Origin of the sequence: Streptomyces sp. NPDC088252 (assembly GCF_044740965.1) — a bacterium.
Taxonomy (GTDB): Bacteria; Actinomycetota; Actinomycetes; order Streptomycetales; family Streptomycetaceae; genus Streptomyces.
In genome coordinates this window covers 1-24,682 of sequence record NZ_JBIURS010000041.1, presented here as the reverse complement: position 1 = coordinate 24,682, position 24,682 = coordinate 1, and the positions used below count along the sequence as shown (strand labels likewise).

The 24,682-nt window shown below is 69.6% G+C and carries 24 protein-coding genes and 2 pseudogenes; 11 read left to right on the top strand and 15 right to left on the bottom strand.

The window, feature by feature from the left end; genetic code table 11:
- Positions 1-92: 92 nt before the first annotated feature.
- Positions 93-1,883 (bottom strand): substrate-binding and VWA domain-containing protein, encoded by a 1,791-nt coding sequence (locus ACIOHC_RS41025; RefSeq protein ID WP_351083404.1) that lies wholly within the window; start codon positions 1,881-1,883, stop codon positions 93-95.
- 169 nt (positions 1,884-2,052) lie between these two features.
- Between ACIOHC_RS41025 and ACIOHC_RS41020 the strand changes: the two genes are divergently transcribed.
- Positions 2,053-2,847: a type II CAAX endopeptidase family protein gene (locus ACIOHC_RS41020; RefSeq protein WP_351083455.1), complete on the top strand. Its 795-nt coding sequence runs from the start codon at positions 2,053-2,055 to the stop codon at positions 2,845-2,847.
- Between the two features lie 185 nt (positions 2,848-3,032).
- Here ACIOHC_RS41020 and ACIOHC_RS41015 read toward each other — a convergent pair whose 3' ends face one another.
- Positions 3,033-3,854, bottom strand: a complete 822-nt coding sequence (locus ACIOHC_RS41015; protein WP_351083407.1) for a PhzF family phenazine biosynthesis isomerase — start codon at positions 3,852-3,854, stop codon at positions 3,033-3,035.
- Positions 3,855-4,066: 212 nt separating this feature from the next.
- On the opposite strand from ACIOHC_RS41015, the gene ACIOHC_RS41010 reads away from it, so the two are divergent.
- The gene (locus tag ACIOHC_RS41010) at positions 4,067-4,504 is read left to right on the top strand and encodes a VOC family protein (protein WP_351083457.1); all 438 of its coding nucleotides are present in this window, start codon (positions 4,067-4,069) and stop codon (positions 4,502-4,504) included.
- A gap of 154 nt (positions 4,505-4,658) precedes the next feature.
- On the opposite strand, the pseudogene ACIOHC_RS41005 reads toward ACIOHC_RS41010, so the two are convergent.
- Positions 4,659-5,317 (bottom strand): annotated as a pseudogene (locus tag ACIOHC_RS41005) (class I SAM-dependent methyltransferase).
- Between the two features lie 653 nt (positions 5,318-5,970).
- Between ACIOHC_RS41005 and ACIOHC_RS41000 the strand changes: the two are divergent.
- On the top strand, positions 5,971-6,576 hold the full coding sequence (locus tag ACIOHC_RS41000) for a PadR family transcriptional regulator (protein WP_365693165.1): 606 nt from the start codon (positions 5,971-5,973) through the stop codon (positions 6,574-6,576).
- Positions 6,577-6,642: 66 nt separating this feature from the next.
- Here ACIOHC_RS41000 and ACIOHC_RS40995 read toward each other — a convergent pair whose 3' ends face one another.
- Both ACIOHC_RS40995 and ACIOHC_RS40990 read right to left on the bottom strand, forming a co-directional pair.
- Positions 6,643-7,074: an SRPBCC family protein gene (locus tag ACIOHC_RS40995; RefSeq protein WP_351083411.1), complete on the bottom strand. Its 432-nt coding sequence runs from the start codon at positions 7,072-7,074 to the stop codon at positions 6,643-6,645.
- An 84-nt stretch (positions 7,075-7,158) separates the two neighbouring features.
- The gene (locus ACIOHC_RS40990) at positions 7,159-7,362 is read right to left on the bottom strand and encodes a hypothetical protein (protein ID WP_351083413.1); all 204 of its coding nucleotides are present in this window, start codon (positions 7,360-7,362) and stop codon (positions 7,159-7,161) included.
- Between the two features lie 246 nt (positions 7,363-7,608).
- On the opposite strand from ACIOHC_RS40990, the gene ACIOHC_RS40985 reads away from it, so the two are divergent.
- From ACIOHC_RS40985 to ACIOHC_RS40975, 3 genes are all read left to right on the top strand, one after another.
- Complete coding sequence (locus tag ACIOHC_RS40985; RefSeq protein ID WP_351083415.1) at positions 7,609-8,178, top strand: Clp protease N-terminal domain-containing protein; 570 nt, start codon at positions 7,609-7,611, stop codon at positions 8,176-8,178.
- A gap of 279 nt (positions 8,179-8,457) precedes the next feature.
- A complete protein-coding gene (locus tag ACIOHC_RS40980) occupies positions 8,458-9,486 on the top strand; it encodes an EamA family transporter (RefSeq protein WP_351083417.1) in 1,029 nt (342 codons plus the stop codon).
- Between the two features lie 160 nt (positions 9,487-9,646).
- Entirely contained in the window at positions 9,647-10,603 is a 957-nt protein-coding gene (locus tag ACIOHC_RS40975; RefSeq protein WP_351083418.1) for a DMT family transporter, read from the top strand.
- A gap of 58 nt (positions 10,604-10,661) precedes the next feature.
- Here the strand turns inward: ACIOHC_RS40975 and ACIOHC_RS40970 are convergent, their stop codons facing one another.
- Positions 10,662-11,357: a pyridoxamine 5'-phosphate oxidase family protein gene (locus ACIOHC_RS40970; protein WP_351083420.1), complete on the bottom strand. Its 696-nt coding sequence runs from the start codon at positions 11,355-11,357 to the stop codon at positions 10,662-10,664.
- A 35-nt stretch (positions 11,358-11,392) separates the two neighbouring features.
- On the opposite strand from ACIOHC_RS40970, the gene ACIOHC_RS40965 reads away from it, so the two are divergent.
- A complete protein-coding gene (locus ACIOHC_RS40965) occupies positions 11,393-12,724 on the top strand; it encodes an aminotransferase class I/II-fold pyridoxal phosphate-dependent enzyme (RefSeq protein WP_351083422.1) in 1,332 nt (443 codons plus the stop codon).
- On the opposite strand, the gene ACIOHC_RS40960 is transcribed toward ACIOHC_RS40965, so the two are convergent.
- Positions 12,715-13,746 carry a DMT family transporter gene (locus tag ACIOHC_RS40960; protein WP_365693167.1) on the bottom strand — a complete coding sequence of 344 codons (1,032 nt, stop codon included), beginning with the start codon at positions 13,744-13,746 and terminating at the stop codon, positions 12,715-12,717. The two genes, ACIOHC_RS40965 and ACIOHC_RS40960, sit on opposite strands and share 10 nt — an antisense overlap.
- A 74-nt stretch (positions 13,747-13,820) precedes the next feature.
- Here ACIOHC_RS40960 and ACIOHC_RS40955 point away from each other — a divergent pair, with 74 nt between their 5' ends.
- On the top strand, positions 13,821-14,735 hold the full coding sequence (locus tag ACIOHC_RS40955; protein ID WP_351083426.1) for a LysR family transcriptional regulator: 915 nt from the start codon (positions 13,821-13,823) through the stop codon (positions 14,733-14,735).
- A 16-nt stretch (positions 14,736-14,751) separates the two neighbouring features.
- Here the strand turns inward: ACIOHC_RS40955 and ACIOHC_RS40950 are convergent, their stop codons facing one another.
- Positions 14,752-15,228 carry a pyridoxamine 5'-phosphate oxidase family protein gene (locus tag ACIOHC_RS40950; RefSeq protein WP_351083428.1) on the bottom strand — a complete coding sequence of 159 codons (477 nt, stop codon included), beginning with the start codon at positions 15,226-15,228 and terminating at the stop codon, positions 14,752-14,754.
- A gap of 111 nt (positions 15,229-15,339) precedes the next feature.
- Here ACIOHC_RS40950 and ACIOHC_RS40945 point away from each other — a divergent pair, with 111 nt between their 5' ends.
- Positions 15,340-15,993 carry a cysteine hydrolase gene (locus ACIOHC_RS40945; RefSeq protein ID WP_351083430.1) on the top strand — a complete coding sequence of 218 codons (654 nt, stop codon included), beginning with the start codon at positions 15,340-15,342 and terminating at the stop codon, positions 15,991-15,993.
- On the opposite strand, the gene ACIOHC_RS40940 is transcribed toward ACIOHC_RS40945, so the two are convergent.
- Positions 15,977-16,426, bottom strand: a complete 450-nt coding sequence (locus ACIOHC_RS40940; RefSeq protein ID WP_351083432.1) for a Rieske (2Fe-2S) protein — start codon at positions 16,424-16,426, stop codon at positions 15,977-15,979. The genes ACIOHC_RS40945 and ACIOHC_RS40940 overlap by 17 nt on opposite strands.
- A gap of 646 nt (positions 16,427-17,072) precedes the next feature.
- Here ACIOHC_RS40940 and ACIOHC_RS40935 point away from each other — a divergent pair.
- Positions 17,073-17,453, top strand: coding sequence for a hypothetical protein (locus ACIOHC_RS40935; RefSeq protein ID WP_351083434.1), 381 nt, complete (start codon positions 17,073-17,075; stop codon positions 17,451-17,453).
- 195 nt (positions 17,454-17,648) lie between these two features.
- Here the strand turns inward: ACIOHC_RS40935 and ACIOHC_RS40930 are convergent, their stop codons facing one another.
- The gene (locus ACIOHC_RS40930; RefSeq protein WP_351083436.1) at positions 17,649-17,798 is read right to left on the bottom strand and encodes a hypothetical protein; all 150 of its coding nucleotides are present in this window, start codon (positions 17,796-17,798) and stop codon (positions 17,649-17,651) included.
- 162 nt (positions 17,799-17,960) lie between these two features.
- The gene (locus ACIOHC_RS40925; RefSeq protein ID WP_351083438.1) at positions 17,961-18,635 is read right to left on the bottom strand and encodes a TetR/AcrR family transcriptional regulator; all 675 of its coding nucleotides are present in this window, start codon (positions 18,633-18,635) and stop codon (positions 17,961-17,963) included.
- Between the two features lie 152 nt (positions 18,636-18,787).
- On the opposite strand from ACIOHC_RS40925, the pseudogene ACIOHC_RS40920 reads away from it, so the two are divergent.
- Positions 18,788-19,360 (top strand): annotated as a pseudogene (locus tag ACIOHC_RS40920) (NADP-dependent oxidoreductase); the annotation flags it as partial.
- A 198-nt stretch (positions 19,361-19,558) separates the two neighbouring features.
- On the opposite strand, the gene ACIOHC_RS40915 reads toward ACIOHC_RS40920, so the two are convergent.
- From ACIOHC_RS40915 to ACIOHC_RS40900, 4 genes are all read right to left on the bottom strand, one after another.
- A complete protein-coding gene (locus ACIOHC_RS40915) occupies positions 19,559-20,263 on the bottom strand; it encodes a TetR/AcrR family transcriptional regulator (protein ID WP_351083441.1) in 705 nt (234 codons plus the stop codon).
- A 288-nt stretch (positions 20,264-20,551) separates the two neighbouring features.
- A complete protein-coding gene (locus tag ACIOHC_RS40910; protein ID WP_365693168.1) occupies positions 20,552-21,454 on the bottom strand; it encodes a geranyl diphosphate 2-C-methyltransferase in 903 nt (300 codons plus the stop codon).
- A 5-nt stretch (positions 21,455-21,459) separates the two neighbouring features.
- Positions 21,460-22,782, bottom strand: a complete 1,323-nt coding sequence (locus tag ACIOHC_RS40905) for a family 2 encapsulin nanocompartment cargo protein terpene cyclase (RefSeq protein ID WP_389638275.1) — start codon at positions 22,780-22,782, stop codon at positions 21,460-21,462.
- Between the two features lie 55 nt (positions 22,783-22,837).
- A complete protein-coding gene (locus tag ACIOHC_RS40900) occupies positions 22,838-24,250 on the bottom strand; it encodes a family 2B encapsulin nanocompartment shell protein (RefSeq protein ID WP_365693169.1) in 1,413 nt (470 codons plus the stop codon).
- Positions 24,251-24,682 lie beyond the last annotated feature (432 nt).

Here is a 24,682-nt window from a genome sequence, read left to right as displayed (position 1 = left end):
GCGGGTGCCTACGCCCGGCGTCGTCCTCGTGCCACGACCGCGTCGTGGCCTGCGCCGGCGGGCGCTGTCGTCTCCCGTCGCCGGGCGGAGCGCTACTCCTGGGCGGTGTGGTTGCTCTGTCCGGCCGTCATGACGGCCTGCAGGATCACGGCCTGGATGTCGGCAGGGTCGGTGACCTGGTAGCCCCCGCCGCCGGTCACCTTCGCCACCTCGTCGACCTCCTCGCGGTCGGCCTCGGGACCGACCGCGATGGCGAGGAGCGGCACCGGACGCTCCGGGTCGGCGATCCGCTTCAGCTCCGCGATCAGGGCGCTGCGCGAGAGGGAGTGGTTGTCCTGGTTGGAGCCGTCCGTGAGGATCACCACAGCGTTGAACTTGCCCTTCACGTAGGTCGCCTGGGCGTCCTTGTACGCGGCCAGAGCGGTGTCGTACAGACCGGTCGCACCGCCCGGCACCGGCTGCAGCGCGGCGAAGGCCGCGGCGAGCCTCTCGCGATGCGTACCGCCGCCCTTGGCCGGGTCGCCGAGCCGACCCGTCGGCACCAGCCTGCGGTAGTCCTTGTCGCCGTCGAGCGTGGTGGCGAACTCCCAGAGCCCGATCTCGTCGTTCGGTGTGAACTGGTCGAGCGCCTGGATGAGGGACGCCTTGGTGACGTCCATCCGGGACTGGTTGCGCCCCGGCACGATCGTGGCCATCGAACCCGAGGCGTCGACGACCGTCGTCAGCCGCGCGCTCTGCACCGTGATGGTCCACATGCCGAGCGTCTGCTGGAGCTCCTCGGCGGACGGTGCGGCGGCGGCCGCGGTGGCGTACGGCTGAGGCTTCTTGCCGCCCGCCGACACGACCACGGAATCCTCGGCCGTCCCGTCGACGTTCCGGAAGCCGTACTTCCGCAGGGTGGACTGCGCACCGGGCTCGTTGAGCAGCGTCATGAACCGGAGTGCCGCCCGGCCCTCGGACGTACTCATCTTTGTCTCGTCGACCAGCGTGTAGGGGTAGTTGAGCAGCGGGGTGCCGTCCTTGGGATAGAAGAGATCGAGCCGCCCGCCGCCGGTCGACTCCGCATTGTGCGCGAAGGCGGCCTGCTCGGAGAGGAGCACCGCCTGATTGTGTGCCGGATTGCCCTGCTCCGCGCCCGAATCATTCTGCGCCAGCGTATCCAGCACCTGGGTGTCACCGTCGGACATGCGCTGCGCGAGCAGTTTGGCGGTGGCCGCGACGCGGGTGTCGCTGTCGCCGCCCTGCTTCTCGGAGGACGCGCCGATGCTGGAGAGTGCCAGCAGACCGGTGGCGCTGCGCGCGGGATCGGCCGAACCCAGGCGCACCTTGTCCGAGTCCATGGCCCCGGCCGTCAATTCGGCCCAGGTGTAATTCTTCTTCGGCCAGCCGAGCCTCTTGGCCGCCGACGGCACCATGGCCAGGGTGACGGGGGAGGAGGCGATGGAATCGCCCGGTGTGATCGGGATGCCGTCACCGGAGCCCTTGGCCCGGTCGAGCCAGAGATCGGAGTCGGGCAGCCAGATCTGGTAGTCAGGGGTACCCGTCCCGGAGGAGAGGGCACTGGCGACCTTGTAGGAATCGCGGGCGACCACCCGTACGTACAGGCAACGGCCGTCGGATCTGACGTCGTCCTTGCGTGCCTTGTCGGCGACCGCACGCATGGCGGGGGCGATATCCGGTGAGGTCACCATGGAGAGGCGTACGGCGGAGTCCTCGCAGGACTTCGAGAACGACAGCAGACCACCCTGCGCCGCGACCGCCGTGCCCGCCGCCACGGCGAGCACGAGCATGGTCGCGATCGCGACGGTGCGCCGACGTCGCGGCGGGGGACCGTCCCCGCTGCCATCGGTCGCGTACTCGTCGGGCAAGCTGTGACGTCCCATGTCGGTGGTGCCCCTCCTTGAGGATGAACAAGGAAAAGGGGGACCACACCATTGCCAATGGTGGTCGTCCCCCGGCCTGTCGCGCATGATCTTCGTACCTGCATTCGAGACCCTAGCGGGGCGGGGAGCGGTATGGGGCGTGAATGCACAACTCAAGGCAGGTGTACAGATGGAGGCGGGGTACGTGGCTGGTTCTTTCCCTCAAGAGGCTGTGTCGCGACGGATCCTGCGGTCCGAAACGATGTTGGTACTGGCTCTCTCGTTGGGGGCCAGCGGGGTGTCTGCCCTGATCAGTTTTGTCGGATCGCTGACGAAACCAGGGGGTTTGAAGGAACAGGCCGCGATACTCAACAGCTCGCACGCACCGGGGCGCCCATGGCTGGATCTCGCCTGGCAGCTTTTCGGTATCGCGACGGCTCTGGTGCCCGTCGCCCTTGTCGCGCATCTGCTGATCAGGGAGGGCTCCGGCCTGCGCGCCATCGGCTTCGACCGGACCAGGCCGTGGCCGGATCTGGCGCGCGGCGTGATGGTGGCGGCGGGGATCGGAAGCGCCGGGCTCGCCTTCTATCTGGTGGCGCGGGCTGCCGGATTCAACCTGACCGTGGTCCCGGAGTCGCTGCCCGACGTGTGGTGGAAGTACCCGGTCCTGATCCTGTCCGCGCTGCAGAACTCCGTGGTGGAGGAAGTGATCGTCGTCGGCTATCTGCTGCGCAGACTCGGGCAGTTGGGATGGACACCGATGGCCGCTCTGGTGGCGAGTTCGGTGCTGCGCGGCTCTTACCACTTGTATCAGGGGATCGGCGGCTTCATCGGCAACATGGTCATGGGCGTGGTCTTCGTGATTCTGTACCGGCGTTGGGGGCGGGTCGGTCCGCTGGTGGCGGCACATGCACTGCTCGACATCGGGGCGTTCGTCGGATACGCCCTGCTGGCTGGGAAGGTGGGTTGGCTGCCCACGCCGTGAGCGCCAATCGCGCGGCCGATGGCCGGTGGACGTCCCGTGGGGCGCGTGGAGGTGCGCCTGGTGGTCCGTGGTTTGGTCCGAGGCGTGTCTGGGTCGTGCCGGGGCGGGGCGATGAAGCCCGGATGATTCGGCCCTGAGGGCGTACGGAGTGCTCCCGTACGCCCTCGACGGCGTCGTCGAAAGGCTCAGAGTGCGGCGAGCAGCTCGCCGTCGATGACTGTGACGGCGTTGCCGGTCAGCAGGGTACGGTCGCCGCGCAGCGACGTGCGGACCAGACCGGAACGGGCGGAGGCCTGGAGTCCGGTCAGTTCGGCACGGTCGAAACGCGCCGACCAGAAGGGGGCCAATGCGGTGTGGGCGCTGCCGGTCACCGGGTCCTCGTCGATCCCGACGCGTGGGAAGAAGCCGCGGGAGACGAAGTCGTAGCCGCGGGCGGGATCCTCCGCGGCGGCCGTGGCGATGATGCCCCGCCGCGAGAGGCGGGCCACTGCGGTGAGGTCCGGGGTCAGCCCTCGCACCGTCGTCTCGTCGGCCAGTTCGACGATCAGGTCGCCGATGTGCGGACCGGTGTCGTGGACGGAGAGCGGCTCCGCGCCCAGAGCGGCGGCCAGGCCGGCCGGGGCGGTCTCGGGTGTCAACGGGGCTGTGGGGAAGTCGAGCGTGATCGTGCCGTCCTCGTGCGCGGTCGCGCTGAGGATGCCGCAGCGCGCCGCGAAGCGCACTGTGCCGCCAGCCGTTCGTGTCGTGTGCAGGATGTGCGCCGTGGCGAGTGTGGCGTGCCCGCACATGTCGACCTCGGTGGTCGGCGTGAACCAGCGCAGCGCCCAGCCCGCCTCGCCGCCAGGCGGCAGCGGGTGGGCGAAGGCGGTCTCGGAGAGGTTCAGTTCCATGGCGATCCGCTGGAGTTGCGCGGCGTCGGGAAAAGCGCCGGATTCCAGCAGCAGGACTCCTGCCGGGTTGCCGGTGAAGGGGCGGTCGGTGAACGTATCGACGATTCGGATCCTCATGACGCGACCGTACGTGCGGTGCGGAGCGGTAGACCAAGGCCAATTCCCTGTCGCTGGACCGAAAGGTCCGGCGTGCGGCAGCGTCTCGACCATGTGCCGGCCGCCCCGGTGCCGTTCCGAGCGCCGGACGTTGAGAGCCGCGCGTGAAACGGCGGACCGGAGGGTGTCAGTGGCACACGGTACGGTCCGTGGACCGGACCGAGGAGAACCTCATGGCGACCAAGTGGACTTTGACGATCGACTGCGCGCACCCGGCGGAACTGGCCGAGTTCTGGGCGCTGGCGCTGGACTACACGCCCAAGCCGCCGCCCGCGGGGTTCGAGAGCTGGGAGGAATGGTTCTCTCATCACGAGGTCCCGCCGGACGAGTGGGACCAGGGCGCATACCTCTTCGATCCGGACGGGGAGGGCCCCACGCTGTCCTTCCTGCAGGTGCCGGAGTCGAAGGTGGTGAAGAACCGCTTGCACCTGGACGTGCAGGTCGGCGGCGGTCGTGACACTCCCTGGGAGGTCAGGTGGCCCCGTGTGGTCCGGGCGGTCGAGCGGCTGACCGCCGCGGGGGCGACCGTGGTCCGTGAGTACGAGTTGCAGGGCAGGCCCGATCACGTGCTGATGGCCGACCCGGAAGGAAACGAGTTCTGTCTGGTCTGACAGCGCTCCTTGAATCCGTGGCGGATGCCGGTCGTGCTTCGATTCGTTGCGAAGGGCCGGCGACGCTGCGTCGTGGCGCCTGGTCGGAGCCCCGGAGGCCCTTGACGGGCTTCGAGCCATGCCTCGTGCCGGCCGTCCGGAGACGCGTCTGTGATCACGGCAGTGGGGACTTCCGGGCCAGCAGCGTGGCGACCCCGTTCGCTTCGCTACCATTGCCCGGCTCCTGGGTGAGTCGGGCGGTGACGGCGAGCCCGGCCCGGCTCCACAGCGCGACGATCCGCTCCATCGGCAGCAGGTGCGACTCGAAGGACACCGGATGACTGCCGTACGCCTGAGTCGACGTACGCGTTCGTCCCCCACGTGACCGGCCAGCATCAGATGGCCGCCGGGCGCGAGCCTGCGGTGGAACTCGGCGAACACGACCGACAGCCAGTTTGGTGGTGTGTGGTGGGTGGAGTAGTGGACCAGGACGCCACCGGGCTTGTCGTCCGGGATCGCCAGCGCGGTCATCGACCCCACCGCGAAGTCCAGGCTCGGATGGGCCTGCCGGGCGAGCTCGATCACCTTCGCGGACGGGTCGATGCCGAACGCGGACACGCCCAGGCCGGCCAAATGGGCCGTGACCAGGCCGCGGCCGCATCCCAGGTCCGCGACCGGCCCGCGGTCGGCCTCCCGCACGAGTTCGACGAACGTGGCCGGCATCGCGCGTGACAGCGGATCCAACTCCGCCGGGGACTTGACGAGTTCCGTGTAGGGGGCGGCGACCGTGTCGTACGACTCCCGGACCGCTGCAAGGTAGGAGGGCTCTGTCACGCGGGCGACTCCAGAGCAGCGCGCCGACAACCGGGCGGCGGGTCTCGCGCTCGGTCCGGGAGCAGCGGCGGCCGGAGCGGCGCCGCTCCGGCCGATGGGATGATCGCGCGCGATGGGCCGGTCCGAGGAGCGATGAAGTCTGTCGGTCTCCCTGGCCAACCGATAGACCCACGCTGGCTGTTCGTATGCGCGGCGCATCGCGGCGAACGCCGCCGCGGACCGCGCGTCGACGTGGTCCGCCGGGTGGCAGTCCACCACCCGCCCGGCCCCCTCGACCACCCGCGCGAAGAAGGCCGGCACACCTCGAAGGCCACCACCGCCGCGCACCCCAACGGCTTGCGTACCTCTTCACCGCGATCCGGCCGAGCCGGATCGAAGTACGGCACCTCTGTCGGAGCCCCGGGTCCAGCAGAGCCCGTACCGCACTCATGGCATGACCATCGCGGATGCCGTGGGACGGGCCATAGGGGGACATGAGTCACCTCGGAGAGTGACCCCGCCCTCGATCGCGGCCACCGGACGTGAGCTTGGAGGCCGCCCCGCCCGGAACGTGAGAGAGGACATCCGGGGCGTGACCGGGGTGTTTGTCAAGCGATCGGTTCCGATATATCGTTGACGCATCGCGACAGATCAAAGATGAAAGGAATGCAACGATGCGTTCACGTGGACACGAGCACGGGCATGGACACGGGCATTGCGGGCCCGGTCATCCGGGTCGGGGTGACTTCGAGGGGCGTCGGGCCGCTTTCGGGCCGTTCGGTCCGCCGTTCGGTGGTGGCCCCTTCGGTGGCGGGCGTGGCCGGGGTGGCGGCCGAGGGAGGGCGCGCCGCGGTGATGTGCGTGCGTCGATCCTGGCGCTGCTGAAGGACCGGCCGATGCACGGGTACGAGATGATCCAGGAGATCGGCGACCGCAGCGGCGGGGCCTGGCGGCCCAGTCCGGGTTCGGTCTACCCGACTCTTCAGCTGCTGGAGGACGAGGGCCTGATCGTCAGCGCGAGCGAGGGCGGCAAGAAGCTGTTCACGCTCACCGATGCCGGTCGCACCGAGGCCGAGTCCGGTCCCGACGCGCCCTGGGAGGAAGCCGGGCGTGGGGTCGACTGGGAGAGCGTCAACGAGATCCGGCAGGCCGGCTTCGGCCTGATGGAGGCGTTCGGTCAGGTCTGGAAGACCGGCTCGGCCGATCAGCGCCAGAAGGCGCTCACGGTCATCAACGACGCCCGGAAGAAGCTCTATCTGATCCTTGCCGACGAGCACTGACCCGTGGGCAGGACGCCGAGGGCCTCGCGGTCGGGCCGCGAGGCCCTTTCCGTCGTCCCGGTGGTCTCAGGCGGCGACGAGCCCGCCCAGCTTGCGCAGCGACTCGACCAGGGCGGCGGTCGCGGAGTCCTTGAGCTTGCCCGCCATCAAGGAGACCGCGGCGCCGGTGAACTCCCCGTCGATACGTACTGTGGTCGCATCCCCGTCGGGCGTCAGCGAATAGCGCATGGCGAGGTTGACGCCCATCGGTCCCTTGCCCCTGGTGGTCAGCAGGCGTGCGGTCTCCAGCTCCGCCACCGTCCAGGTCACCTCGGCGGGGAAGCCCATGAGCTTCATGTTCTCCTCGTAGGTGGCTGCGATTTCGAGTGGTGCCGGGCCGCCCTTGGGGAAGCTGGTGTGGGTGGCGTTCCACTGGTCGTACGCGGTGAAGTCCGTCAGCTGGGCCCAGACCTTCTCGGCCGGTGCTGCGATGCGAGCCTCTGCACTGACTTCGGCCATGCGACCACCCCTTCTCGGCGGGTTACGGTGTCGCGGAACGTAGTCGCACCGACGTGAACATTCAATACTGATGAACCGTCAGATCTATGGATTCCGCCCCTTTCCCTCCGCTCCCGCCCGCCAGATCAGAGCCGCGTCGAAACGGTCGCAGGCGCGCGGGTGCGGGCCGTCGTCATGGCAGTGGAACGCGGCCCAGAAGAGATCGGCGAGCAGGGCGTCCGCCGGTGCGCGGACCAGATATACGTATTCCTGTCCGTCCAGCGCCGGCAGGGCGACCAACCAGGACACGTCCGCGCACTCCCTTCCGGCTGCCGTATGGATGGTGTGGCCTGTGGGACGTACGGGGGCGGTCCCCGGTTGCCCCGGGCGCGCGACGCAAGGCGGCGCGCGCCGTTCTTCCGGATCGGGTCCCGGAATGGCGAGATCTCATCCGTAAGGAGGAGAGGGTGCTCTGATGTACCCAACTTGCGTGGGATGCCTAAATGGGCCCCTCCGGCGATGCTTCGGGGCCGTGGGGCTGATGGGGTAAGAGGTGTGCAAAACCGGACGCCGCGGATCCCTCAGCAGCCCGCACCGAACCGTGCTGAGTTCGACGCCAGACTCACTGTGGAGCTGGCCGTGGTGGTGACGGGCGCCCGCAGGCGCGCCCTGAGGGACGGCGACCGGCAGATCGATACGGCGCATTTGCTGCACTCCCTCATCGAATCGGACCCCGAGGTGAGGTCGGCCTTCGAGGGCGGACCTCAACTGGCGAAGGTGCTCGGCTATCTCGTCCAGCGCAGTATCGGATACGGGCTCCGATGGCAGGGCGCGGTGGAGGACTCCGGCGCTGTCCCGGTCGTGAGAGATCCGGATTCCGCCGCGCGGGACGCGGGAGTGGAGGGCTGGTCACCCTCGGCCGCTTCGGCCATGGCCGAAGCGCACGAGAGGGCGGCGCTGCGCGGCGATGTACGGGCCGGAGGGCTCGACCTGCTCGCGGCGCTGGCCATGGATCACGAGTGCAGGGCCGTCGAGGTGCTGGAGCGGGCCGGTGTCGACGCCGAGCAACTCGCCGCCCGGATCATGGGGGCCTCCGACCAGGGGTGGCGCGGGACCGGGGGCTGAGCGCCCGGCACAACGGTGCCGAATGGGCGCGGCAGTTCGTTCGGCGTCCCTTGGTCCGGGCTGTGCATCGCGCCGGTTGCCGGCGGGATGACGCCGACCACGTCGACGACGACGCGGGGCGGCGCGGCCGTCTCCGGTCGGACGGCCGGTTGCTGGGCGCATAGGAGTGCAGCCCGGCGGCTGCTGGAGGAGGCCGCGACGGAGCCGAGCGCCTGACGGGGGAAGCGCGTCAGTGGTCACCGGGGTGACGCTCCTGACCGCAGCTGTCATGATGTGCCGATGCACGCGTCTCAGGGGAGAAGCGCCGGCCTGGGACTCGCCCTGGCCTCGGCGTTCGTATTCGGTGGTTCAGGAGTGGCGGCCAAGCCGCTCATCGAGGCGGGGCTCGATCCGCTCCATGTGGTGTGGCTACGGGTGGCGGGTGCCGCCCTCGTCATGCTGCCTGTCGCCTGGCGTCACCGGGACCTCGTCCGCAGTCGGCCGGTCCTGCTGCTGGGGTTCGGGTTGCTCGCCGTCGCGGGTGTGCAGGCCTGCTACTTCGCTGCGATCTCCCGTGTACCCGTCGGTGTCGCGCTCCTCGTCGAGTATCTGGCGCCCGCGCTCGTCCTGGGCTGGGTCCGCTTCGTCCAGCGCCGTCCGGTCACTCGGGGCGCCGCGGTCGGTGTGGTGCTCGCCGTCGCGGGACTCGCCTGCGTGGTCGAGGTCTGGTCCGGGCTGAGCTTCGACGTGGTCGGGCTGCTGCTCGCGCTCGGTGCCGCCTGCTGTCAGGTCGGCTACTTCGTCCTGTCGGACCAGGGGAGCGCGGACCGGGCGGAAGGCGTCGAACCGCCCCATCCGGTCGGTGTCATCGCGTACGGACTGCTGATCGGTACGGTCGTCCTCACCCTGGTCGCAAGGCCCTGGAAGATGGACTGGACGGTCCTGGGCGGCAGTGCGTTCATGGACGGTACGGACGTGCCCGCCTGGCTGTTGATCGTCTGGATCGTGTTGATGGCGACGGTGGTCGCCTACGTCACCGGGGTGATCTCGGTGCGGCTGCTCTCTCCCGCGGTCGCGGGCGTCGTCGCCTGCCTGGAGGCGGTCATCGCGACCGTGCTCGCTTGGGTGCTGCTCGGCGAGCATCTGTCGGCGCCGCAACTCATCGGCGGTTCCATGGTGCTGATCGGTGCCTTCATCGCCCAGTCGGCGACGCCGAGGACGCCCTCCGGCCCCGTTGCCTCGGGGCCGGGCAAGGCGCGCGCCGAGAGGCCGGACGCAGGCCGGGTCGCGACCGAGGGGGAGTTGTCCGCCGGCCGCACTGCGACGTAGCCTGCTGATCATGAATTCGACCGTGCTTTCGCCGCCCGCCGCCTAGCGCGGGCCGCCACTCCTGACGAAGACCGGGCTCGGGGCAGCAGTTCCCGAGCGGATCGTCGCTGCCCGTGCGGAGCCGAGCGACCACCGTTCCGTCTTCATCCGGAGAAGTCATATGTCGAACCCTGCTTCCGGCCTGCCCGTCGGGCGGAGCCTCATCTATCTGATCGTCGCCGGTGTGGCCTGGGGCACTGCCGGGGCCGCCGCTTCGCTGATCTTCGAGGTCAGCGATCTGGGGCCGCTCGCCCTGTCCTTCTGGCGCTGTGCGGGCGGCCTTGTACTCCTGCTCGCCGCTCTGGCACTGCGGCCCCGACGCGCAGCAGCCCCGGCCGAACCACGCGGTCGTCGGGCGCTGCGCGTCCTGGGTACCGGCGCAGGCCTCACCGTCTTCCAGAGCGCGTACTTCGCGGCCGTCGAGGCGACCGGACTGGCGGTCGGGACCGTTGTCACGCTCGGGGCGGGACCGGTGCTCATCGCGGTCGGTGCGCGGCTGACCATGGGGGAACGGCTGGGGCGCGGCGGGTCGGCCGCTGTGACGGGTGCGCTGGCCGGGCTCGTCGTGCTGGTGCTCGGCGGTGACGGGGCGACGGTACGGCCCGCCGGAGTCGCCCTGGCCGTGCTCTCCGCGGCCGGCTACGCGACGATCACCCTGCTGACCCGATGGCTCGGCCGTGACGGCGGCGCCACCGACTCCCTCGCCACCAGCGCCTGGGCCTTCGGGATCGGAGCCGTCGGACTGCTGCCGATGGCCGCGGCCGAAGGCCTCGTACCCCACACCGCTCAGCCGGCGCAGGTGGTGACGCTCCTGGTGTATGTGGCGGCGGTGCCGACCGCGCTCGCCTATGCGCTCTACTTCGCGGGCGCCGCCGCAGTGCGTGCCGCGACGGTGTCCGTGATCATGCTGCTCGAACCGGTCAGCGCGGCGGTCATCGCCGTCGTGGTGCTCCGTGAGCGGCTCACCGCGGCGACTGTCGTCGGGACACTGCTGCTCCTCGTGGCCGTGGCGGGGCTGGCGTTCGCCGAGGCGCGCGGCGCCGCGCACGCCCGCCGCCGGGCGGCGGCACCGGCCTGACCGCCGGGGTGGACGTGACCCGTTTCCCCGGCGGCGGGCCCGTCCACCCCGAGGCGGCTCACAGCGCGGTGATGTAGTCCGGCAGCGCGATGGCGGGGTCGAGGTCGTCCGAAGGGAGCGGCGTCGCATAGCCGTGGGCGAGTGGGACGACGCCCGCCCAGTGGGGGAGTCCGAGGTCGCGGGGCTCGTCGTTGGGGCCGCCGGTGCGGATCTTGGCGGAGACCTCCTTGAGGTCCAGCCGGATCACCGCGGTCGCGGCGAGTTCCTTCTCGTCGGCGGGCCGGGAGTCGGCGGACCGGCCCGGCACCACGTGGTCGACGATCGCGTCGAGAGCGGTCCGCCGCTCCTGGGGGTCCGTCACCGTGCGCGCGATGCCGTGGACCACCACGGAGCGGTAGTTGATCGAGTGGTGGAAGGCGGAGCGCGCCAGCACCAGTCCGTCGACATGCGTCACCGTCAGACAGACGGGCAGTCCGGGGTCGGTCCGGCCGGACTCCCGCAGCGGACGGGAGCCGGTCGAGCCGTGTACGTAGAGGCGCTCGCCGATCCGTCCGAAGAGCGTCGGCAGGACGACCGGCGCGCCGTCACGGACGAAACCGAGATGGCAGACATACGCCTCGTCGAGTATCGAGTGGACCAGTTCCCGGTCGTACGCCGCGCGGTCGCGGGAACGGGTCGGGACGGTGCGCCCGGTCGGCTGGTATGCGGTCGCGGCGTCCGGGCCCGTGGCCTGTGGCGATGCGGTGTCCGACATTGCGTACTCCATTGCACTAGTGCATAATCTCGTTTGTGCTAGGAGAGTATCGGATCGTCGGGCGGCGTGCATCGGAGATTGCCGCCAGCGTGGAGCTCGGGGTCGGTTCGGGTGACCTCGCGCCCGGACAAGTGCTGCCGCCCATGCGGGAGTTGGCGGATCATCTGGGGGTGAACCCCAATACGGTGGCGGCCGCCTATCGCACGCTCCGGGAGCGCGGGGTGATCGAGACGGCCGGGCGTCGGGGCAGCAGAGTCCGGCCGCGCCCCGCGAGCACGGCGCGCGGCTCGCTCCGGGTCGAGGCCCCGCCCGGGGTGCGGAATCTGGGGGAGGGGAATCCCGATCCGGCCCTGCTGCCCCCATTGGGAGAGGCGTTCGCGGCGGTCACGGGCGAGTACGCGCAACAACCCGGGATGTACGGGCAGGCGCCGGTGGATCCGGAGTTCGCCGCACTCGCGCGTGCCGCGCTGGACGCCGACGGGTTGCCGGCCGGTGCGGTGGTGGCGACCTCCGGATCGCTGGACGCGATCGAGCGGGTACTGGTCGCACATCTCAAACCGGGTGACGCGGTGGCCGTCGAGGACCCGGGGTGGGGCAGCTTGCTGGATCTCGTACCGGCGCTGGGGCTGCGTCCCGTGCCCGTGGCGCTCGACGACGAGGGACCGCTTCCCGATGCCGTCGAGCGTGCGCTGAACGCCGGTGCCCGCGCCCTCGTGGTCACGGACCGGGCGCAGAATCCGACCGGCGCCGCGATCACCGGCGGGCGTGCCTTCGAGCTGCGGGGCGTCCTCGCCGGACACCGGGGCGTCCTGCTGATCGAGGACGACCACGGGCACGGCATCGTCGATCTGCCGCTGTACCCGCTGGCGGGTGCCACGGACCGGTGGGCGTTCGTGCGGTCCGTGGCCAAGGCGTACGGGCCGGATCTGCGGGTCGCCGTACTGACCGGAGACCCGGTCACGGTGGACCGGGTCTCCGGCCGGCAGCTGCTCGGCCCCGGCTGGGTCAGCAGGCTGCTGCAACGAGCCGTGGCGTATTTGTGGACGTCGGACGCGGTCGACCCGGCAGAAGTGGCGCAGGCGTACGCGCGGCGGCGCGACGCACTCGTGCGGGCTTTGGGGGAGCGGGGAGTGGAGGCGCACGGCCGCAGTGGCATGAACGTGTGGGTGCCGGTCAGCGACGAGACCTGGGCCGTGGCACGGCTGTTGCACGCGGGCTGGGCGGTGGCGCCCGGGGCGCGGTTCCGGATGGCCGCGCCCCAGGGGATCCGGCTCACCGTCTCACCGCTCACCGAGGCCGACATCGGGCCACTGGCCGACGCGGTCGCGGGGGCGGCGGGGCCGGCGAAGCCGCTGAACTACGGCTGAGCCTCGGATCCGGACCCGGCGCTGTGCCCCCTGCTCTGGGTGAGAGCGGCGCCGGCCAGGACCACGAGCGCGCCGACCGGAGTGTTCCAGCTCAGCTGCTCACCGAGCACGACGACGCCGGCCGTGGTGGCGATGACCGGGATGAAATAAGTGACCATCTGCGCGGTCGTCGGTCCGACCTCGGCCACCAGCCCGTACTGCACCAGCACCGCGAAGCCCGTGCCGAGCGCCCCCAGGGCGACCACGGCCAGGGTCGGGAGCAGCGGGAAGCCGCCGGGGACCGAGGTGAACACCGGGGTGACCAGAGCGATCTGCACCGTGCCGAGGAAGAGCTGGCCGCCTGTCAGGGAGAGTGTGGACGAACCGCTGCCTGCCAGCGTTCTGCGGACGTATATCCAGCCGATCGGATAGCTGAGGGAGGCGAGCAGGGCCATGGCCGTACCGCTGAAGTCCAGCCCTGAGAAGCCCTGCCAGGCTCCCAGGACGGTGAGTACGCCGAGAAAGCCCAGCCCGAGCCCGGCTACCCGGCGACGGGTCGGCCGGTCCTCGGAGAGCGCGACGAGCGACAGTGCCATGCCCCAGAGGGGTGAGGTCGCATTGCAGATGCCGGCCAGCGTGGACGGGATGCTCAGCTCGGCGTAGGCGAAGAGCGAGAACGGCAGCGCGTTCAGGAGGAACGCGGCGACGGCCAGATGCCCCCAGGTCCGGGCGCCGCGCGGCAGCCGTTCCCGCCGTACCGCCATCGCGACGGCCAGCACCGCCGTGCCCGACAGGAGGCGGCCGAGCGTGACCTGGAACGGTGCGTATCCCTCGGTGCCGACCTTGATCAGAAGAAAGCTGAAGCCCCAGATGAGCGAGAGGGCCCCGAATCGGATCCGCCAGTCCAGCCTCGGGCGCGCGGCGGACACCGGGTCGGGGGGCGCATGCGGAGTGGTCGCCCCGCCCGGCCGGGCGGTAGCCGGGGGCTCGGCGGGAGGAGTGGTTGTCGATGGGGTGTTTCTCGATGTCGCGGGCGCGCTCATGGAGTCCACGATGACCAAGAGAATCAAGTAGGACAAGTGAGATTTTGTATGGCGATCCGCGTAGCATTGCTTACATGTTGAATCTGGAGCGCCTGCGCACCCTGGACGCCCTCGCCCGGCACGGTTCGGTCAGCGGAGCCGCCGAGGGGCTGCATGTCACCACTTCGGCGGTCTCCCAGCAGATGTCGAAGCTGGAGCGGGAGGTGGGTCAGCAGCTTCTCGCCAAGAACGGTCGCGGGGTCCGGCTCACTGACGCCGGCCGCCTGCTCGCCGACCATGCCGCCCGGATCCTGTCCCAGGTCGAGCTCGCCCAGGCCGACATCGAGGCGCAGCGCGGCGAGGTGGTGGGCGAGATCCGGCTCTCCGCCTTTCCGACCGCGGCGCGCGGGCTCTTCCCCGCGGCGCTCGCCGCACTGCACGCCGACCACCCGGAACTGCGCGTGTTCACACGGGAACTGGAACCCGAGGACGGAATCCGTGCAGTCGTCAGGGGCGACATCGACCTGGCGGTGGTGCTGGACTGGAGCAACAAGCGGCTGCCCGTCCCCGGCGGCCTGGCCGTGGCCGAACTCCTGGACGACGCACCGGACATCGCGATGCCGGCCGGCCACCGGCTCGCGGACCGGGCGGAGGTGGACCTGGAGGAATTCGCCGAAGACGACTGGGTGTCCTGGCCCGAAGGGGAGTTCTGCTACGACTGGCTGATGTTCACCCTGCGTTCCAAGGGCATCGAACCGCGCATCGCGCATCTGGCGGGCGAGCACCACACCCAACTCGCCCTGATCGCCGCCGGGCTGGGCGTTTGCGTGGCGCCCCGGCTGGGGCGCGGACCGGTGCCCGACGGGGTGCGGCTCGTCCCTGTGCGGCAGAAGATGCGACGGCATGTCCACGCCGTGTGGCGTACCGGCGCGGATCGACGCCCGTCCATCAGGGCGGCGGTGGCGGCGCTGCGGGCGGTCGGTCGGGAGATGGACGCGCCCTTGGCGTAGGCCGGGAGGGGGCTGCTCAGGCCGCGGACGGTCCTGGCAGCTTGCGGAAGTCCCAGGACGTGATGGCCTCCGGAGTGAGTCGGAGCCAGGCGTGCCGGCCGTCGTGCGGCATGGTGTCCATCCCGAAGTACTTCGCCGCGAACAGCCTTTCCGGCAAGTCGAGTTCGGAGCACGAACCGCCGATGCGGGGAGCTTCGCCGACGCTGACGGCCCGGCCGGAGAGTTCGACGCCGCGCAGATCCGTGTACTCCACCCCGTCGTCCACGACCACCGCGACCCTCGGGTCCTCTCGTAGCTGGGACCAGCGCAGGCTGCGGGTGATCGAGTACAGCCAGAGCGAGGAGCCGTCCCAGGTGAACCACAGGGCACCGACGTGCGGACGGCCGTCGGTGGACACGGTGGCGACGCGGCAGGTGCGTTGCTCGGCGAGATAGGTGTCGCGTTCGGTGTCCGTCATCATGATCCGACGGCCCCGTCGCTGAATGGCGGCCATGGGGCGCCCCTCCCGATAGCTGACTATGTGTCAGAAATCATGGGGCCTCTTCCGCCGCCACGCAATGGCGATTAGCCTCGCGCGCCCGATCCGCCGTCGAAAGGGGCCGCCGTGCCGTCGAAGGAACAACTCGCCGAGCAGCTCGATCCGGCCACCACCGTGCTGTTGACGGTCGAATGCCAGGAAGGTGTGGTGGGAGCCGAGAGCGCGCTGCCGGAACTTGCCGCCGAGGCCAGGTCCTCCGGGGCGCTCCACCGTGTCGCCCGGCTGGTCGCGGCCGCCCACGAGGCCGGGGTCCAGGTACTGCACGCGGTGGCCGAACGCCGCCCCGACGGGCGCGGCGCCAACCACAACGCCCGACTCTTCCGGGCTGCCGGACGGTTGCCCGTACAGCAGCACTCGGGTACCGCGGCCGTACGGATCGCCGAGCCCATCGAGGTGGCGGACGAGGACCTCGTCGTACGCAGGCTGCACGGCCTCTCGCCCATCGCCGGAACGGACGTGGACGCGCTGCTGCGCAACCTCGGCTGCCGGACGCTCGTCGTCACCGGAGTCTCGGCCAATGTCGCCGTCCCCAACGCCGTGTTCGACGCGGTGAACCTCGGATACACGGCGGTGGTGCCGTCCGATGCCATCGCGGGAGTGCCGGCCGACTACACGCCCGCGATGATCCGCAACACCCTGTCCCTCGTCGCCACCGTCACGACCACCGATGAGGTGCTCGGCTGCTGGCGGAGCCGGGGGAGGACTAGGGGGCGAGCGTGATCGAGCCGTCCTTCACCGTGATCGATTTGGCGGGCAGGGGCCGACTCGCCGGACCCGCTGCCACGTCGCCCGTCGAAATGTCGAACTTGCTGTCGTGACAAGGGCAGTTGATGGTGCCGTCCGACACGCTGGACACCGCACAGCCCTGATGGGTGCACTTCGACGAGAACGCCTTGAACTCGCCGGTCTCGGGCTGCGTCACCACGACGCCCCGGTCGGCGAAGATCTTCCCGCCGCCTTCCGGGATGTCGGCGGTCCTCGCCAGTGCGCCGGCGCCGTCCGTTCCGTCGTCGGCCTTCTTGGCCGTACCCGCACCGCCGGAATCCTTCTGGCTGCCGCACGCGGTGAGTACGGCAGCCACCGAGGCGGCCCCGGCTGCTGCGACCACGGCCCTACGCCCGGGACGGATCTCCTGGTCCTGCGAAGCGCTCATGCCGGCTTTCCTTCCGTGATGTTCATGACGTCGATCTGCACGATGCCGGAGTTCCCGACTTCGGCACTCATGACTTATTTGTTCATGATTGCGGTTTTCGCGCCTTCTGTACCCGACCGGGGTGCGCGCGTCGGCTTCACCGAATTCCAGTCCGAGGGACTTCTTGAGGAAGTCCCTCTCCAGCGGCAACAGATTGTTCGCCGTCTCCTCCCGGGTGACCGGATGGCCTGCCCCGGAGCTCGTGGTTCTCCGGAATTGCCTCCGGGTGGCCGAGGAACCGTTCCTCCCAATGGGTGTCGTGGAGCCGTCGGCCGGTCGGTGCGCCGCCGGCCGTTGCTGCTTGGAGCACTCCCGATGAGGTGCCACGGCGGCAGCCGCGAGATACCCGGTGAACGACCGGCCGCGTATCGCGACCTGTCCGGTCCAGCGCGGAAGACCGGACGACGACTGCCCGCAGCGCGTCGATCCGGTCCTCCGGCACGGCCGTCAGCCGCTCCCCGTGCACCGACTTCTCCCGGGCCTCCCTCCTCACGTCACGGAATGCCGCGACCATGGGGCGGTCACCGACCCCGGGCAACGACGGCCCGGCTCGGCGGACACGATGCGTCGAGGGTGACTGTCAGAAGCGTCTGCGAGGCTGAGCGGCATGACACCGAGCAACCTGAACAATCTCGAGCAGGCCATTCGCGATGCCTGGGGCGCGGACACCACGACGCCGGAGCACCGACCGCACTGGACAGTGGACAACCCGGCGCGCGACCAGTGCGGTGTCACTGCCCTGGTGGTGCACGATCTGTTGGGCGGGGTGCTGATCCGTGGCGAGGTCCATGTCAACGGTGAGCGAGTGGACTACCACTGGTGGAACCGTCTGGGCATGGGGATAGAAGTCGACCTCACGCGCGAGCAGTTCGGCCCCGACGAGGTGATCGTCGGCGGCGACGCGATCGAACGGCCGGCGCAGATCGTGCGGCTCCGTGAGGAGTACGAGCTGCTCCGCGGCCGGGTCCTGGCAGTGCTGCGTTCCTGACTTGACTCCGAAGCTCCTCATGGATTGTCAAGTCGCTGGGGACGTCGGTGGTGCGTTGCTGAATCCATGTCCGACACATGCCGCCGTTCGCCCGCAGGGCGGGGCGTGTGCCGGGTGTCGCGTGCGGGGCGGGATTCCTCGGACGCGGTGTTGGGTGCTTCGTCGCCGGGCCGTCCCGCGTGGTGACGACGTGGGTCAGCCGGCTGTCGTGTCGCTCCCGCGAAGGACCGGAGCTCCCTCACGCAGCCGGGCGAAGAGACGCGTCCGGTCCAGCTGTTCCTCGTCCTCATCCTCCTCGTTGCCGGACACCTCGTCCACCAGCAGTTCGCGCAGTTGCTCCTGCACGCTGGCTTCGTTGATTTCCAGGAACAGCGTTTGTCGACGGTCCTCGGAGGCGGTTGGTGATCACGAGGCTCCGAAATGTCGAGCAGATATGACGGCAGCGCGGTGGTGGGGGCTGAGGAACATCCACGTCAGGGGCGCGTGCCCCCGGGCGGACGCCGGCGGTCACCCCGTTCGATGCGGTGGCTTGTAGAGGTCGTCAAGGCGGAGTGGCGCGGGCTGGGGCAGGGGTGTGCCGTCCGTCGGCAGGCAGGACTGGAGGAAGTAGGCGAGCAGGCGGCGGGATGCGGCCATGGAGGCCGCCGGGGACTCTCGCACGACGCCGTTGTTGGCCAGGAGCAGGAGGGTGATGTCGCTGGGGTCGAAGTCCTTGCGCAGCTGTCCGGTGTCCTTCGCACGCTGTACCAGCTGGGCGAGGCATGCCTCGGCGCGGGCACGCTCACGATGGACGTCGGGCGCGTCGGGAAATTGGGAGAGGAACGCGGCACTGAACCCGCGGTCCTGGGCCTGCATCGTGCACACCTTGGTGAGGACGTTGCGAAGTCCGTGCCAGGGATCGTCGTCCTGAAGGGCCTCGTCGAGGGCCGCGACGCACTGGCTGAGTTGTTCGGAGAACGCAGCGGCGATCAGCGAGCCGCGTGTCGGGAAGTGCCGGTAGAGGGTGGCGGCACCCACGCCCGCTCTGCGGGCGATTGCGCTGGAAGATACGTCGGTGCCGTTGAGGGCGTACGCCTCGCGGGCGGCCTGGAGGAGCCGGGCGCGGTTGTGCCGGGCGTCGGCTCTCTGCCCCGGGGGGCCGGAGGCGGAGGGGGACGGGTTCCGAGACAGTTGGGCAGGCATGTCTCCCACTCAATCACAAACGGAAGGGGTCGACCGTTTAGCGGGTTAGCGTGACCTGGTGCCGCGGTGCCCCGCGGTCAGCTCTCTGCCGCAGAGGTGAGCGGCTGCGAGTTCTCGTGCTGAACGACGTGCCATGTGTACGGAGGTTGTCCGTGTTTGCTGTGCAGTACCACCGCTATGGCGGGTCCGAGGTCCTTTGCGTCGAGGAGGTCGAAGAGCCGCACGCCGGGCCAGGTCAGGTCCGCATCGCGGTGCGTGCCACCGGCGTCACCCCTGCTGACTGGTACCTGCGCTCAGGGATGCTGCGGGACATCGCCACCGTGGACTTCCCCCATGTACCCGGCATGGATGCCGCGGGAATCGTCGACGAGGTGGGAGAAGGGGTGACCGGCACCACCGTGGGAGACACGGTCTTCGGCCTCGTCCCCTTCGTGGATCAGGGAGGCGCCGCGGCCCAGTACGCCGTGCTGGAGGCGTGGGCGTCCAAGCCTCAGTCATGGTCTTTCGAGGAAGCGGGTGGCGCCGCGGGCAATATCGACACAGCCGCACGTGTACTGGACGCACTCGAAGCCGCCGAAGGCATGACCTTGTTGATCGATGGTGCCGCCGGAGGCGTCGGCACCATCGCCGCGCAACTCGCCCAGGCCCGCGGCCTCACCGTGATCGGCACCGCGAGCGAAGGCAACCACGGCTTCCTCGACCGGCTCGGCGTCGTACCGGCATCGAGTCGCTCATGGCAGGACCCTATGAGCCTCCGCTGACAAGCCGCCCCGCCGGAGGGATGCCGCACCGGACGGAAACCCCTTGTCGTCCGGGTCGGAGGGTCGGGCGCGGATGTCGCGTTCGAGGGCTTGGACGGATCGGTGGACACCTTGCGTCGCAGCGACGGCTACGGCCCACGGCGGGCCGCGGACCGTACCGGCTCAGTCCCCGGGAGCGGCATCGACGTCGGCCGGGTCGGTCCCGGACAGCTGACCTCCCTTGGTCCCGAGCGCGCCCGTGTGGTCCAGGAGCGTGCCGCTCTCCAGGCCGAGTTCGCGTTCGGCCGTGGTCACGGCCATCCTCGTCACCGCGTCGGGCCGGTCGCCGGTGTGAATATTGGCGTGCGCGCCGAGACCGTCGATGACCACAAGGATCTGAATGGTCGTCACATGCGGGTCGTCGGTGCGGAACTCTCCGCGGTCGACGCCCTCACGGATGAGACTCTCCAGGCGGCCACGCCACATGGCCTCCTGGTGGCCGACCCTGTCGCGCAGGACGGGGCGGTAGCGACTGAGGTGCCGGGCGTTGATCCAGAGCCGGCTGATGTCGTCGTATGCGGTGCCCGTCGCGAGTGAGAAGAAGCGTGCGAGGTGTTCGGTGGGCGTTCCCGCCGCCCGGTCCATCGGTAGGAGAGTGTCCAGTTCGGTCCCCGCCGCGGTGCCGAACGCCTCGGCCACGAGATCCTCCACCGCGGGGAAGTAGTGGCTGATGAGGCCTGGACGAACGCCGAGTTGCTCGCCGATCCGGCGCAGCGTGATGCCCTCCAGGCCTTCGGCCAGAGCAATGGCGGCAGCCGCGTCGACGATCTCCATGCGTCGGTCCGCCGGCGACTTTCGAACACGCTTCCGCTGGATGTTTGACGACATGGCGCCCATGCTATTGAGTGTGCGACCAATAATCAAGCGAGGGGGTGCGCCGGCGCCCAGAAGGCTTCATGGCCTCCGCGGTTTCCGCTCCGCACCGCTGCGTCCGCCATCGGGTCGGTCGTCGAAGGAGCCGGACGTGTCGAGACGCATGGCATCGACACCCTCCCCGTACGACAGCGTCGGCCCTCAAGACCACCACCGGGTCTAGAGAGCCGATGCCACGTCAGAGACCGTATTGACCAACTGCGTCCGTCGGTGACGGACGCGACTCCCTCAGTCGGCAGGCGGTCAGATGCGGTCGGCTGCGATCAGGAGGTACTGGAAGGACTCGTCCTTGTAGGAGTTGATGAACGCTTCTTCAATGCCTGTCACCAGCGAGGACGTGGCCCGCAGCTCCCAGTAGGGCAGGGTTGCGGGCGTGAGGTCGATGACGGCCTGCGGTACGAGGCGATTGTCCGCCATGGCACGCAGGTACTCCCGGCGGGAGTGGATGTTGCACTCGAAGTGGGCGTTGATCTGCGAGACCCACTTCGAGGGCTGACCGTAACGCGGATTCCAGCAGCCGGTGATGGTCACGTAGCGGCCGCCGACCGCGAGGATGCGGGAGTGCTCGGCAAAGAGGTCGTGCAGGTCGACGTACATGCTCGACTCGTTGTTCCACGAGGCCGCGGCCTGCCCGGTCTCGAAGGGCATGCCGAGCATGTTGCAGACGCGGGCGTGGACGTGGTCCTCGATACCGAGTTCGCGGGCGCGCCGGTTGGCGAAGTCGGCCTGCTTGGCCGACAGTGTGACGCCCTCGGCCCTGCACCCGAAGCGCTGGTGGGCCATGACCATCGAGCCGCCGCGGCCGCAGCCGGCGTCCACGACCAGGTCGTCGCGCTCAATCGGGCCGAGGTGGTCGAGGAGGAGCTCGGCCTGCGCGGACTCCAGGCGGTGGAGCTCGGTGATCAGCTTCTTCTCGTGTTCGCTGTCGTCGGCGTCGCCGAGGGCGGCGTGATCGACGTCGCCGATGCCGTAGTGGTGGTGATAGAGGCCGTCGACGTCGCCGAGACGGAGGTTCACGGGCCTGGCCTCGCCGTCCCAGTAGCGCGCGATGTCCCCCTGGTACGGCGTCGCCGGGGAGGGGATGAACACGGGGGTGGTGGGGGTGGCGGCGGTGGCGAGCTCGTTGCTGGTCACAGATAAGTCCATTCTTCTTACCAGAAATCGGGCAGGCTGTAGCGATAGGTATTGGTCTGGTGCCAGTAGTGGTTGCCGTCGACCCAGACGGCCACGCCCCGGAGGAAGCGCTGCACGCTCGGGACGGGGCAGGCGGCGGCCAGGACTGCTGCCTCGGCCTCGAAGTCGTGCATGAGGTCGTTGTGGACCTCGACCGCCTTCAGGTAGGCCTCACGGTCGGAGACGCCCTCACGTTCGGCGATCACCACGGGCAGGTTCAGGTGCCGGCCGGGGGAGGCGAGCTCCTTGGTGTACGAGTAGAGGTCGTTCACGATGGTGGTGGCGTTGCCCGCGAGCGCGATGACCCGCTGCATGGCGGGTTGAGCGTGCAGGTCGGCCGGCAGTTCGTAGCCGCCGACGGTGTCGGTGATGGTCGGGCAGGGGCGGAAGTTGTTGAACTGGCGCATCGCCAGGTACTCCCACGCCTCGGGGACGTGGTCCGCCTGGGCCCATGCGGCCTCGGCGAGGTACCCCATGTGCAGACGGGCCATGTCGTGCCGGAACCGGTCGGCCTGGGAGGGACTGGCCTGCTGGAGGAAGTACTCCATGGCGGAGCGGTAGGCGCGTCGAGGCGCGTCCGAATGGAGCGACTCTGCCCACTGTGGCTGGTACTCCTTCGTCGTGTGCAGGGGGTCGAGGGCGGTGTGAGCCAGCAGGAGGCGTTCGCCGAGGCCGACGGGGGAGCCTCCGTGGTCCTCGCAGTAGCAGTCGTCCACCGCGTTCTCGGCGACCATCAGGCGCGTGGCGAGCATCAGATGGTCGACGGTGGGAGCGTCCGGATGGCAGGCGGCCATGTACCGCCCCACGGAGAAACCGTCGAACTGGCCCTCCCAGTCCTCGGGGTACAGGTCGACCTCGTCCAGCGCCCAGGCCTTGATCCTGCGGCTGACCTCCTCCACTCGTCCGGGGTGGGGCTCCGGCACCAGGTGGTGATAGAGGCCCGGGATCGGGTTGCCCTCCACCGGAGCCGTCGGTGGCTCCGGCGACGGCTCCGCGCGACGGGCCAGGTGCAGACTCGCCGTACCCAGGCCGCTGGGACCACGAAGGATCCGTTCCAGGTCGGGGCTCGGTGTCCGTACCTCGGCGGCAGGGACATCCGCAGCGGGCGGAGTCGACAGGGAAGGCAGAACGGGTCGGCCGCCGGTAGCGGCCCCGATGTCGCAGGCACGGGCGGCGTTGGCGAGAACGTACGTCCCGAAGCGGGAAGCGGACGCAGGAAGACTCGACTGCGCGGGGGAAGGCTCAGGGGCGTGCATCCATGGCTCCTTGGTGGGATGGGCAGCTGCCCCGGATCCAGGCATGCTCGGCCGGTCCGGACGGTCCGGACGGTCGTAGCCGCCGGGCAGGGCGGATCGTCTAGTCGTGCCTGCGGGCGATCTGCACGTTCTCCAACACGCCGAGCGCGTCCGGCACGAGGACGGCGGCGGAGTAGTAGGTGGTGACGAGGTAGGAGATGATCGACCGTTCGTCGATGCCCATGAAGCGCACCGACAGGCCCGGTTCGTACTCCTCGGGCAGACCGGTCTGGTGCAGACCGATGACGCCCTGGTTGTCCTCGCCGGTACGCATGACAAGGATCGAGCTGGTGTTCTCCTTGGTGATGGGGATCTTGTTGCAGGGCAGGATCGGCACCCCGCGCCAGGCCGGGACCTGCTGCCCGCCGAGGTCGACGTGGTCCGGGTAGAGCCCGCGGGAGTTGAACTCACGCCCGATCGCCGCGATCGTCCTGGGATGGGCGAGGAAGAGCTTGGAACCGCGACGGCGGCAGAGCAGCTCGTCGAGGTCGTCCGGCGTGGGCGGGCCGGAGTGGGTCTGGATGCGCTGTTTGAAGTCGGCGTTGTGGAGCAGACCGAACTCCCGGTTGTTGATCAGCTCGTGCTCCTGGCGCTCGCGCAACGCCTCGATGGTGAGCCGGAGTTGTTCCTCGGTCTGGTTCATCGGCCCGTTGTAGAGGTCGGCGACCCTCGTATGGACCCGCAGAATGGTCTGCGCGACGGAGAGTTCGTACTCGCGCGGCTTCAGTTCGTAGTCGACGAACGCGCTGGGCAGTTCGGGCTCGCCGGTGTGGTCGGCCGACATGGCGATCTCGGCCTCGCCATGACGGTTCTGCCGCTGGAGGGGCAGTGAGCTGAACTGCTGGATGTGGGCCTGGAGGCTCGCCGCTGTGGACAGCACGGCGGCGAAGTCGCCGCGGGACAGGGTGAGCAGGGTGCCGGCGGTATCGGCGGTGGCCGTGTAGTCCCACCGGGCGTCCGCGTCCAGCAGGGCGTTCTCACCGAACCGGTCGCCGTCGGCGAGTACGGCGACGGCGACCTCGTCACCGTACTTGCCGACGGAGGTCTGGCTGATGCGGCCGTGGGCGATCAGGTGGATCTGTTCGGCGGGCGTACCGCGCTCGACCAGCGTTTCGCCGGCACGGAAGTCGCGCTGGACGCACCGGCCGGCGATCGCCGTCAGCACCTCCACGTCCTCGAAGCCGCGCAGCAGGGCCAGTTCGCCGAGCTCGCGGGGGATCACCCGGACGTCGGCACCGTCCTGAACGAACTCCACGCGGCCGTCGCCGACGGTGTAGCTCAGCCGTCGGTTCACCCGGTAGGCGCCACCCTTGGCCTCCACCCAGGGGAGCGTCCGCAGCAGCCAGCGAGAGGTGATCTCCTGCATCTGCGGGGCGGACTTGGTCGTGGTGGCGAGGTTGCGGGCAGCCGTCGTGCTCAGGCTGGACCGCTGCGGCGGCTCCAGCGGTGCTTCCGGGCTGGTGTCAACAGACATCGGGCGGGCTCTCCTTCGTCAGGGCTGTGGTCGGCATGCGTGCGCGTCACCGGGAAAGAGGAAAAGTAGGGGCAAACATCTGGGAATCCGTCCAGATCCCGGGAAACAGTAAAGGCCGGTGCACCCAATCGGCCCTGAGAAGCCGTTGACATTAGCTCGATGCGATGATCTTGCCCGCCGCGAGGTTTGCCTGGCTGCTCGACGGTGCTCCGGCACGGTCGAGCAGCGCGTGCGATGTGCGCCGCTGTCGCCCATGGCAGCTCACCCGTCCGCCGGCCCAGCACGGCACCGGGCCGCCACGGCGCGAGGTGCATCAGCGAGCGGGCGGGCCACGGGGTGAGGTGACCCCTGTGGTGTGGACACGCCTGACAATGGATCTTGCTGATCCTGGAAGGTGTAGATCTACGTGGCACGGCCCTCGAAGTACAGTGC